Below are 18,240 nucleotides of genomic sequence, written 5' to 3' on the forward strand. Positions count from 1 at the left end.
TTTCGTGAACAATCCCCTCAAATCGGTCTTATTCCGGACAGATTTCTTTGTTGTAAACGGATCAAGGCAAAGTGCGTCCCGCACCTAGGGGCCACGCACCGGAGTTGAGCAGATATGAATGCCAAGATTGACCATGGCAGGGTAATGATTTGGGGCGCGCTTGTCGGCGCCCGTGTGTGCTTGGCTGCCAAGGCTGCGGAGGCATGACCATGATCGACCGCCCCAAATTTCGCCGCAAATTCCGCAAGGACGCCCCAGGGGCCGAGGATGCCGTCGAACCGGTCGCGCCGCTGGAAAGCCGCGTCGACAGGATGGCACGCCGCAAGGCCGAGGAAGACGCGCGGCAAGCCGCCGAAGCGGCGCGCGCGCAGGCCGCAGCAGCCCAGGCCGAAGCCGAACGAGAGGCCGCAAGACAAGAGGCCGAGCGCCAGCGCGTCGAGGCACAGCGCCATGCCGAAGCGCGGGCCGAAGAAAAGCGCCGCGCCGAGGAGGCCGAGGCCCGGCGCAAAGCCGAAGAGGACCGCCAGCGCGCCAAGGCCGAAGCCGCCCGTCTGGCCGCCCAGCAGGCTGCCCGCGAGAAACGCGCCGAAGAAGAGGCCGCGCGCGCAGCAGCCGAGGAAAAGGCCCGCCGCGAGGCCGAAGAGCGCAAGCGCGCCGAAGCCAAGCGCCAGGCCGAGGAACAAGAGGCCGCGCGCAAGGCCGAATTGAAACGCCAGGCCGATCTGGCCGCCCAAAAGGCCCGCGAGGAAGCGGAGCGGCTGGAGGCCGAAGCGCTGGAAGTCGCCCGCCAGGAGGCTCAACTGGCCGAGGCCCGCGCCCAGCGAGAGGCCGAGCGCGAGCGTCAGAGAAAGGCCTATGAGGAACGCCAGCGCGCCAAGGCCGAGGCCAAGCGCAAGGCGGATGAACAGGCCCAGCGCGAGGCCGAAGCCAAACGCGAACGCGAGGCAGCAGAGGCCGCGCGGCAGGCCGAAGCGCAGCGGCTTGAGGACGAACGGCGCGCCAAGGCGGAGGCCGAGGCACAGCGGCGCGAAAAGGAACGCAAGGGCCGAGAGCAGGCCGAGCAGCTTGCCCGCGAACAAAGCGAACTGGCCAAGCGCGCCGAAGAACAGGCGCCGCTGGAACTGACCCGGCCGGTGGTTCCGGTGCGGCCCAAACGCCCCGCCGCCGCGGCCAAGGCCCCGGTGGCCCAACCTGTTCCCGACACCGCACCGAAACCCCAGCCCGAAAAAAGCCCAAGCGCCTGGGACAGCATGGCGGAATTTTCGGTCAACGAGGGCCATCTTGCGGCCAATCGGATCATCACGGCCACGCGCGAGGATCCGGCCTATACCGCCTTTGACGTGCTGCGGACACGGTTGCTTCAGGCGTTGCAGGAACATGGTTGGAAACGGGTTGCGATCACCTCTCCGACCAAGGATTGCGGCAAGACGTTCACCGCGGCCAACCTGGCCATCAGCCTGTCACGGCAGGAAAACTGCCGCACGCTGCTGCTGGATTGCGACATGCGCCGCCCGACGCTGCACAAGGTGATGGGCTTGGCCAATCCCGGGTCGATGGGCGACATGCTGCGCGGCAAGATCCCGCCAGAGGACCATCTGCGACGGATGGGCAAGAACACGATCAACGCCGGGCGCAACATCGCCTTTGGCTTTAACCAGGTGATCGAACCCTATGCCTCGGAGCTGCTTCAAGACCCGCGCACCCAAGCGACCCTGGACCGGATCGAGACCGCGCTGGAGCCCGATGTGATGCTGTTCGACCTGCCCCCGGCGCTATACTATGACGATGTCATCGCCTTTCGACCGATGTTCGACGGCGTGCTTTTGGTGGTCGGTGGCGGCATCACCACCGAAAAGGAAATCAAGGAAGTCGAGCGCCGCCTGGGCGAGGAAACGCCCCTGCTGGGCATGGTCCTGAACAAGGCCGAGAATACCCAGATCGACAAGTACCACTACTGAGCGCCCCGACCCCGGACCGCAAGAACCAGAAAGCCCCCGACGCGAACCATCGCGCGGGGGCTTTCCTTTTTGCGTCTTGGCAGTTCCACCGTTCAGTCACCTGCGTGACCTGAACCCAGCCTTGACGCACGCGCTGTAGCGGCGCGGTCAGGTCCGGGCAAGGCGGGGCAGGATGCGCCCCATCAGCTCGGACCAGGGAATGGCGTTTCCAATCAGGCGGTAGGCGGCATAAAGCATCGCCGCCAGGCCGGCGATCCAGCCAAAGATGCCAAGACCACGGCGGGTGCGATCCTTGCGGCTTTGGACCTGGGGGATGGCGACGACGGGCTGGATGCCCAGCATGCGTTCCATCTGGGCGGCGTTGCGGATGGCCGGGTTGAACAGTTCGACGGCAAAGGCAACGGCGATGCCGACAATCAGGCTGGCCACGGCGCCCATGATGGCGGTCTTCTTGCGGCTGCGCGACACCGGGTATTCCGGCACAAGCGCGGTTTCCAGCACCTCGAAACGGTCCATCTGCTGACGATCTTCCAGCGCCTGGCCCATCTCGGCCTCGGCCTTGCGGCGGGTGATGACGTTGTACTGTTCCTGCAGCTGGGTCAGCTGGCGTTCCATCGCGCTCAGCTCGCGTTCCACCTCGGGGGCGCCGGCGATCAGCACCTGAAGCTGGGAAATGCGTTCGGCGATCAGCAGCTTTTGTTCGTTCAACAGCGCGACGCTGGCGGCCTTCACCTCTTCGCGCTGACGGTCGGACGAGGTTTCCAGCGTCAGGATCTGCTGGTCCAGTTCCAGGTCGCTTTCGCGCAGGCTGGAAAGCTGGTCGCGCAGGTCGGACACACCGGCGGGCAGCTGTTCGCTGTTGGCCGATTTGAACACGGCAATCCGTTCTTCCATGGTGTCGATTTCACGGCCAACGCGGGATTCTTCGGCGACAAAGAAATCCAGGGTGTCGCGGGCACGGCCAACGGACCGGTCGCGGGATTGGTCGATGACCGAATACATCAACTCGTTCGCCAGGTCGGCGGCCTTTTGCGGATCGCCCAGTCGCACGGTGATCAGCAGGCCCGAAGGCGTGTTGCCGCCGGGGGCAAAGGCCTGGGTGGCATCGACGATCTGTTCGATGCGGGCCGCCTCGCGCATGTTGAAGATGCGCTCATTTATCGTCATTTCCGGATCGTCGGAGAACAGGTCGTGCTTTTCCATGATGCGGACAAGGTTGTCGCGGGCCATCAGACGCTGTTCGATCAGGCGGACACGGCGGGCGGAATCTTCGGCGGCAGCCGAGGCACCGGCCAGTTGGTCAGGAAGGCGCGCGTCCTCGATCTGGACGACAGCGGTGGCCTCAAATGTCTTGCTTTGGCTGATGGCATAGTTCAGCGACAGGACGCAGCCGACGAAAGCGATCAGGAGGATCAGCCAGGCGCGGCGCTTGAGGGCCGAAAACACCTCATCAAAGGTTTGGAACTGGTTCATGTCGCTGCTCCCGCAAAGTGGCCCCCAATGCGTTCGAAAGTGACTTGCGCCAAAATTGAGGCAGCGCTTGCCATCTTCATGTCACAATCTAGCGAAGCTGCCTTATTTGCGCCATGATTTTCCGGGGACGATGTGGAAACAATGCGTGTCCGGATCCGGGATCACGAACACATTTTCGCCATATTTGCCGTGACTTACAGGGGTTTTACCGGATTTCGTGCGGATTTGGACGCCCGTCAGGCAGAAAGAGCGGAACTCAGCCGGAACCGTTCAAAATCGCAGGGTTGGGAATAGGGCAGGTCCGCGTCTTGATCGCGTGGGGAATCGGGCCGGTTTCTGCCGGTTGCGCAAACAAGAAAGGCCCGGGCGGCAGTACCACCCGGGCCCATCAAGCCACGCAGGGCTTAGGGGATCATGCGCTGCGGCGGGCCCGCATCGCGCGGCGGCGTGCCATGGCATCGGCGCGGCTGGTGGCGCGGTCATTGCCCGCCGGTTCTGGCGGGGTGGTCGGTGCGGGCTGGGATGCTGCAGGGGCCAGATCGACCATGTCACCGACCCGTGCGGCCAGATCGGCCAGCACCGGAAAGCGGAAGATGTCGGTGATCGACAGCCGCGTTGCACCCAGTTCTTCGCGGATCGCCCGGTGCGCCTGAACCGCCAGCAGAGAATGGCCGCCAAGGTCAAAGAAGTTGTCGCGCCCGGAAATCCCCGGCACGCCAAGATAGCGGGTCCAGATCAGGGCGATGGCCGCTTCGACATCGGCGGGGGCTGTGCCCGGTTTGGCAGGGGCTTTGACCTGGGCGGCCGGCGCGGGGGCCGGGGCCTGGCTGGGTTTCACCACAGGCGCGGGCAGCGCCTTGCGATCGACCTTCTTGTTCGGGGTCAGCGGAAAGGCGTCCAGACGCATGAAGCGGCCCGGCACCATGAAGGCGGGCAAAGCCGCGCCCATCGCCGTCTTGAGCCGCGCTTCGTCCTGCAGGGTTCCGGTGTAATAGCCGACCAGACGCAGATCGCCCGGTGTATCCTCGCGCGCGGTGACGACCGCTTGGGTCACACCGGATTGCGTTTCAAGAACCGCTTCGATTTCGCCCAGTTCGATCCGGTAGCCGCGCAGTTTGACCTGAGTGTCGACGCGCCCGACAAAGTCGATGGCGCCATCGGCACGGCGGCGCACCAGATCACCGGTGCGGTACATGCGCCCCGGGTGAAAGGGGTTGTCGACAAAGCGTTCGGCGGTCAGTTCGGGGCGTTCCCAATAGCCGCGGGTCACGCCTTCGCCGCCGATCCACAATTCGCCCTCTTCGCCGATGCCAAGCGGGTTTTGATCGTCGTCCAGCACGTAAAGCTGCTGGTTTGCCAAGGGCATGCCGATGTTGACGATGCTATCGCCCGCATTGGCCATTTGGGTCGAGGACCAGATCGTCGTTTCGGTCGGACCATACATGTTGGTGATCGTCGCGCCGGTGATCTGGCCGAATTCCTTGACCAGGGCACCGGGCAAGGGTTCGCCGCCAAGATACAGATGATCGACCCCGCGCAGGGCCTGCCGCGCCTCGTCGTTCAGGGCAAACATGCGCGCCATCGACGGGGTGCATTGCAGGTGCGTCACCTTGTGGCGCAGCAGTTGCGCGGCGATCGAAAAATCATCCGCCTGCGGTTCGGGCGCGGCTTTGGTGGCCTGGACCACCTGCGCCAAGGGTTTCAACCCTTCCAGAACCAGGTCGCGGTCGATGCCATAGTCGATCAGGCAGGCGATTTCATCGACGCCGATCTGCTTGACCTCTTCGGCGCGGGCCATGGCATCCTCGATGGTGCCGAACAGTCCGCTTTCGTTGAAATAGCGTTCAAAGGCGAAATCGAGGATGGCGTCCAGTTCGTCCGGCTCCAGCCCGTCAAGCTGCAGATCAAAGGCGTTGCTGACCCCTTCGGGACGTTTGAAGGCCGGGAAGGCCCAGGCGTATTGCTTGATCAGACCGGCGGCGGAATTGAGGTAATCCTTCATCGGCTGGCGGGCGATTTCGCCGGCGTGGTCGCGGCTGTCCGACAGGAAGGTGTGCAGCATCAGCGTGACGGTGAAATCCTTGGGGTCATGCCCGGCCTCGCGCAGCGCGGCATGGTACAGCTTGATTTTGCCACCGACCTCGTCGACGGACTGCCCCAAAAGGTGGGTCAGCACGTTGCAACCAAGGCGCCCTGCCTCTTTCCAGGTTTCGGGGTTGCCGGCTGTAGTAACCCAGATCGGCAGTTCCCTGGACACCGGGCGGGGCTGGGTCACAACCTCGTGCAGGGTGCCATCCTGACGGGGAAAACCGACCGCCTCACCGCGCCACAAACGCCGGATCTGGTCGATGTTTTCGACCATGGCGGGTTTGTTGTTGGGCGGGGTGTTTTCCGGGCGCAGGACGAAATCATCGGGCTGCCAGCCGCTTGCGATGGCCAGAGCGGCACGGCCATTGGTCAGGTTGTCGATCACTGACCATTCCTCGGCGATGCGAGCCGGATGGTGCAGCGGCGCAACGACCGAGCCTGAACGCACACCGATATTGCGGGTCACCGCCGCGACGGCGGCCCCGGTCACCGATGGGTTCGGGTAAGGGCCGCCAAAGGCGTGGAAATGCCGTTCCGGCGTCCAGACCGCGACAAAGCCGTTTTCGTCGGCAAATTGCGCGCCCTCAAGCAGCAGCTTGTACTTGTCACGGCCAATGCCGTCGTCGTTGCCCCAGTAGTAGATCGAAAACTGCATACCCGCGCCGCTGGCCCCGAGGGGCCCGTTCGAGATCAGCCCGCGATCCTCGTCCGAGGACAGCACCACCTTGAAGCCGCGCGCGGTGGTGTAGAACAGTTCAAGCACCGAAATGTCGAAGGACAGCGAGGTGACAGCCAGCCAGGTGCCGCCGTGACCCTGCACCACTCCGTCCATCCCGGCATAGAAGTTCAGCACGTTGCGGTGTTCGACCATGACGCCCTTGGGCTTGCCCGTGCTGCCGCTGGTATAGATCAGATAGGCCAGATCCTGCGGCGTGGCGGTATCGGGCAGGTTGTCATTCGGGGCGGTGTCCAGACGCGGCTCGGCGTCGATCACCAAAAGCTGGGCATCGTGTTTCGGCAGACCGCTTTCAAGCGCCGCCTGGGTGACGATGACCTGCGCGTGGCTGTCCTGCACGAAATGGTCCAGGCGCTCGGCGGGATAGCCCGGGTCCATCGGCAGATAGGCGCCCCCCGCCTTGAGGATCGCCAGCGCGCCCACCATCAGATCAACCGAGCGGCGGCAGCACAGGCCCACCACCTGCCCCGGCGCAACACCCATGTCGCGCAGCACATGCGCGGCGCGGTTGGCGCGGGCATTCAACTGGGCATAGGTCAGGCTTTGCCCTTCGAAAACCAGCGCTGTCGCTTCGGGAGTTTTCGCCACCTGCGCCTCAAACGCGCGGTGCATGGTCAGGGTGCGGTCATGGTCGCTGGGCGTGTCGTTCCAGTGGTTCAGAACCAGATCGCGTTCGGCATCGGGCAGGGTTTTGTCCGGCGCATGGGCCAGAAGTTCAAGCCTTGCAGCCAGCAGTTCAGCGGTCTGCGCGGCGATCTTGCCAGTGTCATAGGACAGGCCGGGGGTGTCGCCCAATTCGACGGTCAGGACGGTGCCGGGGATATGCCCGCCGCTGGTAACGATGCCGACCTGCGGGGTTTCCGGCCAGCTAAGTTCCGGCGCGCGGGCAAAGATATCGCTGGCAAAGCTTTTGCCACGCGCGGCATTGGCAAGACTTCTGGCCTGCCCGCCCGTCACCCGGAACGGGGTCCACGGGGAAATGACGCCAGTGGCGGCCATGTCGGCAATGGCGCTGTCGGAATAGGCCAGATCAAAAGTGCCTTGCCCGCCCAGGCGCGCGGCCCATTTGGCCACCAGGGCCGCACCCTGTTCGCCAGAGGGGATGTTCAAAGCGCGGGTTTCAACGCTGCCCTGACCGTCGCAGGCGCCAAGGACCTGAACGGGTTTCAGATCAGCCAGCGCGACGCGCCAGACGCCGTCGCGGGGGGCGATCCGCGCCACGGCGGCATCAATCTGCGCCAGGTCGTCAACGCTGGGCAACGGCAGGCTGTCCCCGGCCGCAGCCAGCTGGAACAGGTTCACCGGAGCGCCGCAAATCCGTGTCACGCCGTCCAGCAGCAGGGCCTGCGTGCCGCAGGCGACCGTCATGTGATCGGCGGTCACCTCCAACACGGTGCCCGGTGCGCCGCGCCCCGCTGTCACGCGTGCGTGACGTATCAGCCACAGCGCATCCTTGGCACGGATCTTGGCGGCGCAAAGCGGGTTCCAGTAGGGGCCGTGATCCAGCGCGCGGACGAGGCGTTCCAGGTCAGCGGCGGGACGGTTGAAATCCAGCATGCCGTGACCGGTGGGGCGATCTGCAAGCGCGTGATAGCTGCGCTGGGTCAGGTCCTGCTTCTGGCGTTGCAGTGTGCCGCTTTCAAGCTGGTCCAACAGCGCCGGAAAGCTGTCGATCGCGGCCTCATAGGCCTTGGTGTTCAGGGTCAGGGCGGTGTCATTGTCGGTGATGTCAAAGGGGCGCTGGACAAGCATGTCACCTTCGTCCACGCCGCCCTCGATCAGGTGCCAGGTGATGCCGTGGGTCTTTTCGCCTTGGACCATCGCCCAAACCGGGGCGTTCAGACCGGCGTGTTTGGGCAAGGGGCCATCGTGGAAATTGATCGCCCCCTTCGCCGGCATGGCCAGCACGTCCGAAGGGATGATTTTCAGGTTGGCGATGGACAAAAGCCAGTCAAAGGACTGGCCCGCCAGCGCGCCGGCCAGATCGCGGGCATCGGCGACCACGGCCAACCCCTGCGCGGCGGCCCAATCCGCGATTTCTGCATTGCCGGTGATTACGGCACGGATGGTGTTGCCACGGTCCAAAAGCCGCTGGCTGCATTGCACCAAGAGGGATTCGTTGCCGATCACGACACAGGAAAACCGGGCCATCTGCTTTACTCCACTTTTGTCCTTGCGGCGGCGGCCATGGCTGGCCGGGGCACGCGGGGTTTGCCCGGCAGGGGCCGGACCATCGCCCTGAGATCGTGTAACACCAGATCGCGCAGGAAATGCGGCGGATCTGCGGGGGTTTTGCGTTGAACCGCACGCCGGACGCGCCAGAGGATACCGCCCAAGGCGTGCATCAGCGTGGCCAGCAAGGCATAGGCGCGGCCATGGTTCTTGGTGAAATAGTGCCATCGGCTGTCCAGCCAGAAGCTGGGAATGCGGGTCCAGACCTTCATGCCCGTCGAAACCGATCCGATGTGCATCACTTCGCTGTCGCGGACGTAGTGGGTTTCATGCCCGGCGCGGGCGGCGCGCAGGCACAGGTCGGTTTCCTCGAAATACAGGAAAAAGGTTTCGTCAAACAGCCCGATCTGATCCAACACCGATTGCCGCATCATCATCGACGCCCCGGCCAGCCAATCGACGCGCTGCGTCTGATCCGGCATGTCGATCGGGACTTTACGGGCCTTCAAAAGACGCGAGATCGGGCCAAAGCGCGCCGCCCCTTCCAGTTCCGACAGGGCCGAGGGGAAGCGGAAGGCGGTCATATGGGGGCTACCGTCTTCGCCATGGATATAGCTTCCGGCAAAGCCCGCCTTGGGGTGGGTTTCAAGATGATCGTACAGTTTGCGGATCGCATCCGGGGCCGGAAAGGCATCGGAGTTCAGGATATAGACGTAATCGGGTTTCGAGCCGTCCGACATTCCGGCCCGGATCCCGACGTTGTTGCCCGCGCCAAAGCCGCCATTGTGGCCCGACTGGATCACCCGGATGTTGTGCCCCTGCGCCCAGTCGGCACTGGCGACGGTATCGCGCAGCACCTCGAACGATCCGTCACCGGAATCGTTGTCGACGATCAGCAGTTCGGCATCCAGCCCTTGCATGGCGCGCAGCGCGGCCTGAACTGAGCGCAGTGTCATCGGCGCGGTGCGGTAGTTGAGCGAAACGACAAGAAGCCTGGGCATGGATTACTCTGCCGCCTGCGTGGGAAAACGGACGATTTCGCCATGCCCTGCGGCCTGCGCCTCGGCGCCTTCGATGGCCTCGCGCATCAGGCTGGCCAGAACGCGCACGTTGGGTTCCAGCACCATGCTGTCGTGATCACCGGGGACCTCGTGCACCTCGATCTGCGGCAGGGTTTCACCCCAGTCGTTGTCGTGCAGGACATAGCTGCGTTCCGAATTCACCAGCTTGCCGCCCGAAACCGTCCATTTGCCCTGCAAGGGCGGGCGATACAGCACGACGCGGCCTGTCCATGGCTTGACCGTGTAGCTGGCGATGGCGCGATAAAAGGCGGCCTCGATCTCGGCGTTGTGAAAGGCGTGTTCGGCGCCGGTTTGGTCCTTTTGACGACGCTTTTCGAATTCCCAGGCGATGCGGTTTCTGGCCCAGACAAAGGGATACAAGGGCCCCATTTCGCGGGCCTTGTGCCACTGGATGATCAACCGGTCCTTGCGCGACAAGGGGCGGCGTTGGGGCAGCGGCGTGTCCAGCATGATGACCACCGACACCTGTTCGCCCATCGCCTCCAGCTGGTGGGCGATTTCGTAGGCGGTGATGCCGCCGCCGGAAAAGCCGCCCAGCATATAGGGGCCTTCGGGCTGAACCTGCCGCATTTCCGCGATGTAGTCGCGCGCGGCGTCCTGAATGCTGTCGTGCGGGGCCTCACCACCGTACAGCCCCTTGGCCTGAAGACCATAGAACGGCCGGTCGGCCCCCAGCAGGTGGGCCAGATGGCGCAGGTTCAGCACGTTGCCGAACATCCCCGCGACAAGAAAGAAGGGCTGGCGCGGGCCGCCGTCACCGTCGTGCATGGCGACAAGGTGTTTGAAGCGGCGTTCGGGGGCGGCCTGGGGCGCGTCGCTGGTGGTGCTGTCGACATGGCCGGTCTGCTGCGCGATCAGGGCGGCGCATGTGCGGATGGTCGGGGCCTCGAACAGGACCGAGATCGGGAAATCGACGCGGAAGGCCTTTTTGACCTTGGCGAACAGACGCACCGCGATCAGGCTGTGGCCGCCAAGATCGAAAAAGCTGTCCTCGGCGCCGACGTTCTGCACGCCAAGCAGGTCTTCCCAGAAGCCTGCCAGCGTCTTTTCGATCTCGCCCTCGGGGGCAACGTAATCCCCCTCCAGCTGGGGTCGGTCGAATTTCTGACCGCTTGCCGCCTCGGACGTGCTGGCGGCGGTCTGCCGGGTCAGGGCGTCCAGATCCATCGAGGAAATGACCACCTGCGACGCACCCAGCGCCAGAGCGGCGTGAAAGGCCCGCACCCCTTCGGCGGGCAGGATGCCCTGAGACAGGTTGTGAGCCAGTCGTTCCTCGGCCGGGGACAGGGGTTGGGCGCTGCCCGCGTCGTCGAATTCGACCTCGGCAGCGGTCAGGCGCGGGGCGGTTTTCAGAATATCAAGGTTGTCCAGCTTGCGGATCGTAAAGCCGGTGACCTCGACCACCACATGGCCCGCCTCGTCGCAGAGGGTCACATCAAAGCTGGCGGTTTCGCCGCTGGCCTTGTTGTCGGCGGCGTTGCGCACCCAGGACACCACGCGATCCGGCAGGGGGCCATGCACACGGACGCGGCCATAGCGGACCGGGGCCCAAAGATGCGTGGGCTGCCAGCCTTCGATCAGCTCCATCGCCCAGCCGGTGGCAATGTCCATCAAGGCGGGGTGCAACAGGCAATCGTCATGCGCCGCAGCGGCAGGCAGGGACAGATCGGCGATGCCTTCGCCGGTGCCCAGCGCGCGGGTGTCCAGCACTTTCCAGCGCGGACCAAAGGCCAGCATGACCTCTTGTGCGGCGGCCAGTTTCTGACCGTTCCCGGCGGCGACAGGCGCGCCGCAACGGGCGCGGATGGCCTTCAGGTCGATCGGTTCGGGGCGTTTGATCGGCAGCAGGATCAGACTGCCCTGCGCGGTCAGGGCGTGGCCGTGGCGGCCGTTCAGCGTGGCATCCGCCAGCACGTCAAAGCCATAGCCACGGTCGTTGCGGGTCAGGCGGACCTGCACGTCGCGGGCCGCGCCATCGGCCACCCGCAGGGGGCGCAGGAAATCCAGATCGCGGATTTCAAAGGCCCCCTCTTCGTGGTGGGCGCGCAGGGCATGGGCGGCCAGCGTCAGATAGCCGGTGCCGGGCAAAAGCGCATCACCCGCCTTGGTGCGGTGTTCGTCGATGAACCAGTCCTTGGCGGAGTATTCCGCGTGGAAGATGCGGTTGCCATGGCTGTCAAAGCTCGCCTGATCCAGCAGCGGAAGGGCGACCGGTTCGACCGGGGCCTTGGGCAGATCACCGGAGCGGGCGGCCACGGCCTCGGCGGCCATGCCGACCTCGTTCCAGATGCCCCAGTTGATGGCGACGACCTTGGTCTTGCCTCCTGCGCGGGCGGCAGCAAAGGCGTTCAGGAATTCATTGGCGGCGACGTAATCAACCTGCCCGGCGGGGGCCGTGACAGTCGAGGACGAGCTGAACAGCACCATCCAGTCGACGCTGCCATCGGGGAACAGCTGGCCCAGCACCTCGGTTCCGTGGATTTTCGGGGTAAAGACGTCTTCGACACTGGCGGGGGATTTGGTCATCAGCGGGGCATCGGCAATGACGCCCGCGCCGTGGATCACCCCGGTGATTTTGCCAAAGCGGTCCTGCGCCTGATCCCGCACCCGTGTCATCTGGGTCAGGTTGCAGACATCGGCGGCGGCGACCATGACCTGCGCGCCGGCCTGTTCCAGCGCCTGAACGGCGCGGATGCGACGCGCGGTTCGATCGTTTGGCGCGTGGCGGTTCAGGTAGTCGGCCCATTGCCCGCGATCCGGCAGGGCCTTGCGCGCGATCAGCACAAGGTTGGCCCCCTTGGCGGCAAAATCCTGCGCCAGCGTCAGACCTATCCCGCCAAAGCCGCCGGTCAGCAGGTAGGTGCCGCCGGTTTGGGCTGCGGGCGGTTCCGGGGCAAGGGCGACAGGCTTCATCGCGCATTCAAAACGCCGGTCGCCGCGCAGGGCGGCAATCAGGTTGGCCGGTTCGGAAGTCAGTTCTTCGAGAACGCGGGCGGTCAGGGCATTCATCGCCTGTTGATGCGCCGCCTCGGCCTTGGCCCGGGTCCAAAGGCTGGCCTGAACCGGTTGGGGCAGCTGGATGTCCAGGGTCGAGACCGTCACCCCGGGCAATTCGCGCGGGATCACCCGGGCGGGGCCGGCGATGGTGGATTTCCCGGGATAGCGCAGGGCTTCGTCGCGCAGCTTGGCCGCGCCGTTGCTGACGACTGTGATGTGGGGCTTGGCGGTGCCTTCCTCGGCCAGGGCCTGGGCAAGGAACATCAGCGAATAAAAGCCCTGTTCCTGCACGCGGTGGAAGAAGGACGATCCCGGGCGGTGGGTTTCATCCGCCGTAACCAACCAGAAATGCGCGATGCGGGTGGGGATCACGCCCTGCGCCGCCATGTCCTGCAATAGCAGGTCATAACCTTCGCGGCCGCGTTCCGGCGACAGGATGTAAAGGTCGCCCGACAGGCGCGAAAAGGTGTCGCCGACGCGCACTTCGACAACGTGGTGGCGTGCGCGGCGCAGTTTTTCAATCGCACCAGCCGCAAGACCCGCGTCATCCGCAAAGACCAGCCAGGTCTGCGGATCAGCCTCGTGCAGGTCGTCGATATCAACCTCGACCTGCGCCGACCGGGGCCGCCAGACGGGTTTGTAGCCCCACTTGGCCACGTCATCGCTGCGCATCAGGTATTGCGGCGCGGCGTCGCTAGCCGCCTCGCCGGGGGCGATGAAATAGGGCGCGCGTTGAAAGGCATAGGTAGGCAGGGGCACGCGGTTGCGCCGCGCCTCGCCCCAGATCTGATCCCAGTCAATCTGTGCGCCCAGCGCCCAGAGACGGCCCAGCACCTCGAACATGTGTTTGTCGTCGGCGATCCGGTCTTCGGGATGGCGCAGCGAGGACAGCACCTGATTGGCACTCACGTTGCCATGCTGACGCGCAAGGGCGGACAAGGCTTTGCCGGGGCCGACCTCAAGAAAGATGCGGTTGGGTTCGGCAAGGGTACCGATGCAATCGGCGAAATGCACGGTGCCGCGCAGGTGTTCCGTCCAGTAATCGGGGCTGGTCGCCTGTTCGTCGGTCATCATCTGGCCGGTGCGGTTGGACGTCAGCGGGATTTGCGGCGGGCTCAGCCGGATCGAAGCCAGATAGGCGCGGAAATCGGCCAGAATGGGTTCCAGCATCCGGCTGTGCGCGGCGATGTCGATGCCGATGCGCTGGCAGTCGATGTCCTGCGCTTTCAGTTTGGCCTCGAGCGTATCCAAAGCGGCCTGCGGGCCGGAGGCAACCGACAATTCCGGCGCGTTTTCGGCGCCTAGGTCCAGATCGTCGCCCAGCATCGGGCGCAGTTTTTCGGCGGGCAGGTTCACCGACAGCATCCCGCCAGCCGGGACAGTGTCGAACAGACGGCCACGCAGGTGCACCAATCCGATGCAATCCTCGAACGACATGACGCCTGCCACGCAGGCGGCGGTGTTTTCGCCCATCGAATGCCCGACCAGCGCCTTTGGCGTCACGCCCCAGCTGATCCACAGCTGGGCCAGCGCGTATTCGACGATCATGATCAGCGGCAATTGCAGGCTGGGTTTTTGCAGCGCCTTGTCGGCATCGGCTGCATCACCATCGGGCAACCAAAGCGCGCGCATGTCCACGTCCGTCAGTGTCGCAAGATGATCCAGCCCGCGGTCCATCCATTCGGCAAAGACAGGCTCGACCTCGTACAGGTCACGCGCCATGCCTGCGTATTGCGCACCGCCGCCGGGGAACATGAAGACCGTGTCGGGGCGGTCCAGCGCGCTGTGCTGGTGAACGCGGCGCGGGTTGCCTTCGGTCAGCAGTTGCGCGGCCTCGGCATGGGTTTCGGCGACGATGACCAGACGCTTTTCAAAGGCGCGGCGGCCTTCCTTCAGCGTCCAGGCCACATCGGCCAGCGATTGTTCGGGATGGCTGCGCAGATGTTGGGCCAGACGCTGGGCGTTGCCTTCGAGCGCGGATTTGGAGCGCCCCGACAGCGTCAGGATCTGGAACGGGAAGTCGCTGGCCTCGGAGGCGGCGCGCTGCGGGGCCTCTTCCAAAACCGCATGGGCATTGGTGCCACCGACGCCCAGCGAATTCACCCCGGCGCGGCGCGGGTGGCCTTGGCTGGGCCAGTCGGTCAGCCGGTCATTCACCCGAAAAGGCGAATGGTCAAAGTCGATGGCGGGGTTCGGGGCCTCGAAGCCCAACGAGGGCGGCATCTGTTTGTGATGCAGGGCCAGCGAGGTCTTGATCAGGCTGGCGACGCCCGCCGCTGTGTCCAGATGGCCGATGTTGGTTTTAACCGACCCAATGCGGCAATGACCCACGGCGTCAGAGGTTTCGCGAAAGGCCTGCGTCAGGGCGGCGACTTCGATCGGGTCACCCAGATAGGTGCCGGTGCCGTGGCATTCGACATAGTCGATGGTGTCGCTGGTCACGCCGGAAATCGCCTGCGCCTCGGCGATCGCCTCGGCCTGACCGTCGACCGAAGGCGCCAGATAGCCGGCCTTTTGCGCCCCGTCGTTGTTGACGGCGGTGCCCTTGATCACGGCCCAGATGTGATCGCCGTCGGCCACGGCATCGGCCATGCGGCGCAGCACGACAACCCCCGCGCCGGACCCAAAGACCGTGCCCTGTGCGCGGTGGTCAAAGGCGTGGCATTGGCCGTCCGGCGACAGGATTTCGTTTTCCTTGTAAAGATAGCCGCGCCCCTGCGGCAGTTCGATCGTCACGCCGCCCGCGATGGCCATGTCGCATTCGCCGTTCAACAGCGCCTGCGCGGCGTAGTGGGTGGCGACCAGCGAGGTCGAGCAAGCGGTTTGCAGGTTGATCGAGGGGCCGTGCAGGTCCAGCACATGGGACAGACGCGTGGTCATGAAGTCCTTGTCGTTGCCGGTATGGCGCAACAGGAACATGCCGGTGTTTTCCACCAGATCGGGGTTCGAACAGACGTTGAAATAGAAATAGCTGCCCATGCCGCACCCCGCGAAAACCCCCACCTGACCGGGGAAGTTTTCCGGCACGTGCCCGGCGGTTTCCAGCGCCTCCCAGGCGGTTTCAAGGAATTGGCGATGCTGGGGGTCCATGATCGCCGCCTCTTTGGGGCTGAACCCGAAAAACTCGGCGTCGAACTGTTCGAAATCGTCCAGAGGGGCGGCAAAGGGGACATAGTCGCGGTGCCGGATCAGGCCAGGGTCTTCGCCTGCCTCGCGCAGCTCGTCCTCGCTCAGGCGGCGGATCGAGGTGACGCCATCGCGCAGGTTGCGCCAATAGGCGTTGATGTCCTGCGCACCGGGAAGATGCGCGGCGATGCCAACGATGGCGATATCGTTTTCGCCATAAACCTGTTCAGCGTCACCCGCCATGATTCACTACCCCGCCACACACTTGCGCCGACACCCTGCTTGGGGATTGCGCGAAAAATGGGGCGATTTTTAGGTATCCGCCCCGGAATCGACCCGCTGAGAGGGGATTCTCATCAAATCGGGCCGGTTTGATCGACAATGGCAAGGTTTACAGCGTTTGTTTCCGAATAGGAACCAATAGCAATCAAAGCCCCGATCCCGCCATGGCAGCGATCTGCGCCCAGTTCACCCATAGCGCAAAGGCGGCGCAGGCCACCCCGAGCGCGGCAAAAATGGCATCATGCAGCCCGTCCCAGGCGCCCATGCGCCGGGCCAGCCAGACCACCACGGGATAGGCAAGGACAAAGGCCACCCCCTGCCCGATCAGCGCCCCCAGCAGGCCCGCCGTTTCCAGGCCGACAATCAGGCAGGCGATCATCAGAACCGCGCGCGCCGCTGCCAGAACGAAAAATCTCCGGGAATCGCCCGCCGCCAGCGCCGCCTGGTCATAGGTCTGCACGATCAGCATCGGCATCTGCGCACAGGCCAGAAGCACCACAACCGCCCCCGCCATGGTATAGCGGGGATCATACATCAGATCGACCAGCCAGACGCCCACCGCCGCAAGAACCGTCACCATGGCCATCAGCATCGTGGTCACGGCAAAGCGCATCTTGCGCAGCCGGGCAAAGTTTTCGGGCGACTCGGTTGGCGGTGTTTCGCGGTAGATCGGGATCAGGATCTTGCGGGTCACGACCCCGCCCAGCAGCATGGGGAAGGCGGCCAGAAAGTAGCCGATATTGTAGACGCCAAAGGTGTCGAGGCTAAGGTATTTGCCGATCAGGATCTTGTCGGCCTGGGAAAACAGGAACCCGGCTATGGTCGCCAGAAAGACCCATTTGCCAAAGTTGATCAATTCGTCCGCGGCCGCCTTTTCCCAGCGAAAGCGGTTCCTTTCGCCGGGCAGGAAGCGGCTGTTGATCGTGACTTCGGCGATGCCGCCAACCACGCCAGAAATCACCAGCGCCCAGACCGATCCGGTTAGCCACGCCGCCAGGATGGCGACCAGAATTCCGACCAGTTGCACGGCCATGTCAATCACGGTCACACGGCCCAGCAACAGGTGGCGATTGGCGGTGTCCATGCGGGTCGGTTTGAATCCGGCAATCAGCAAGGTCAGGGCCGCGACCGGCAACAGCTGGGTCAGGATCGGTTCCTGATAAATCCAGGCCATCGGCCAGGCCGCCACGCAGGCCACGGCCCAAAGCCCGAAACCGCGCATCACCTGGATGGTCCAGGCGGTGTTCAGGAAATCACGGTCATCGCCGCGCTTGCTTTGCAGGATCGCGGGCGTCACGCCGACGTCCGAGAACTGGCCAAGCCCCATCAGGAAGACCATGACCAGCGCCATCAGGCCAAAGGCCTCGGGGAACAGAAGCCGCGTCAGGATCAGGTTCGAGACCAGCCGGATCACCTGGCTAAAGCCAAAGCCCCCCACCGTCAGAAGCGACGAGCGCATGACCCGCGCCGACAGCGATCCACCGCGCAGCCTTGTGATTGCGCCCCTCATCGTCCGCGGCTCCAACCCGAGGATTGGCGCTTGGTCAGGCGGACGAACAGGGCCACCCCGGAATAGATGGCAAAGCCGATGGGATCACGCAGCGCGATGGCCAGCTTGCGCGACAGCGGGAACGCGGGCTTGTCATCGTTTGCCAACAGAGCGGGGTATTGTTCCGCGATCTGGTCGACGCCCACGTCCTGGCGGCGCCGCACCCGGACCAGGTTGCCCAGCCCCTCGGCGATCGGCCAACAGTAGGGCGCGCGAACGCCGATCCGTTCGTCCGGCGCAAAGCTGAGCCGCACAAAAGTGTCGTCCGAGATGATATCCGGAAAGGCGCCCCAACGGGCGCGCCCGGCGGCATTGACCGCAAAGACGCCACATCCCGGAACGCAATCGGCCATGAAAGGCACCTGTTGCCAGATGCGGGCATAGGCCCGGCTGATGCCCCCTTGCGCAGTGATCCGGACCTGGCCGCTGGCATAGCGCGGCTGGTCTGTTGACAGCGCCTGCGTCAGTTCGGACAGCAGGCCGGGCGTGACGGTCACATCCGCATCCAGATAGATCCGAATGGCCCCCGAGGCCGCGGCATCGCCTGCGTTCAGCGCACCCAGCTTGCCACCGGCGGCAAGGTCCAGCACCGTCAGACACCAGCTTTTTCTTTCAAATTCAGGAACATACTTCAGGCCGATCTGCGCCGTATCATCGCTGCAACCATTGGCGACCAGCACGACCTCGACGGTTTCCGGGCGGTCCCAGACCGAGGCCAGAATCGATTCAAGGCAGCCGCCGATCAGCGCCGCCTCGTTGTTTGCGGGAAGAATTATC

Annotated in this window: 7 protein-coding genes; 1 reads left to right on the plus strand and 6 read right to left on the minus strand. The window is 64.5% G+C overall.

What is annotated here, in order from left to right:
• The first annotated feature begins 209 nt into the window (after nucleotides 1–209).
• On the plus strand, nucleotides 210–1,958 hold the full coding sequence (locus QF118_RS02625; protein WP_282301094.1) for a nucleotide-binding protein: 1,749 nt from the start codon (nucleotides 210–212) through the stop codon (nucleotides 1,956–1,958).
• A 147-nt stretch (nucleotides 1,959–2,105) separates the two neighbouring features.
• Here the strand turns inward: QF118_RS02625 and QF118_RS02630 are convergent, their stop codons facing one another.
• The 6 genes from QF118_RS02630 to QF118_RS02655 all read right to left on the minus strand — a co-directional run bounded on the left by QF118_RS02630 (nucleotide 2,106) and on the right by QF118_RS02655 (nucleotide 18,239).
• Complete coding sequence (locus tag QF118_RS02630) at nucleotides 2,106–3,431, minus strand: GumC family protein (RefSeq protein ID WP_282301095.1); 1,326 nt, start codon at nucleotides 3,429–3,431, stop codon at nucleotides 2,106–2,108.
• 412 nt (nucleotides 3,432–3,843) lie between these two features.
• Entirely contained in the window at nucleotides 3,844–8,406 is a 4,563-nt protein-coding gene (locus QF118_RS02635; RefSeq protein ID WP_282301096.1) for a MupA/Atu3671 family FMN-dependent luciferase-like monooxygenase, read from the minus strand.
• A gap of 5 nt (nucleotides 8,407–8,411) precedes the next feature.
• Nucleotides 8,412–9,428, minus strand: a complete 1,017-nt coding sequence (locus QF118_RS02640; protein ID WP_282301097.1) for a glycosyltransferase family 2 protein — start codon at nucleotides 9,426–9,428, stop codon at nucleotides 8,412–8,414.
• A gap of 3 nt (nucleotides 9,429–9,431) precedes the next feature.
• Nucleotides 9,432–15,875 carry a type I polyketide synthase gene (locus tag QF118_RS02645; protein WP_282301098.1) on the minus strand — a complete coding sequence of 2,148 codons (6,444 nt, stop codon included), beginning with the start codon at nucleotides 15,873–15,875 and terminating at the stop codon, nucleotides 9,432–9,434.
• Between the two features lie 184 nt (nucleotides 15,876–16,059).
• Complete coding sequence (locus QF118_RS02650; protein WP_282301099.1) at nucleotides 16,060–17,424, minus strand: oligosaccharide flippase family protein; 1,365 nt, start codon at nucleotides 17,422–17,424, stop codon at nucleotides 16,060–16,062.
• Nucleotides 17,421–18,239, minus strand: a complete 819-nt coding sequence (locus tag QF118_RS02655; protein ID WP_394357081.1) for a glycosyltransferase — start codon at nucleotides 18,237–18,239, stop codon at nucleotides 17,421–17,423. Before QF118_RS02655 ends, QF118_RS02650 begins: the two co-directional genes overlap by 4 nt.
• Between the last annotated feature and the right edge of the window lies 1 nt (nucleotide 18,240).

Source organism: Tropicibacter oceani (genome assembly GCF_029958925.1).
Lineage (GTDB): Bacteria > Pseudomonadota > Alphaproteobacteria > Rhodobacterales > Rhodobacteraceae > Pacificoceanicola > Pacificoceanicola oceani.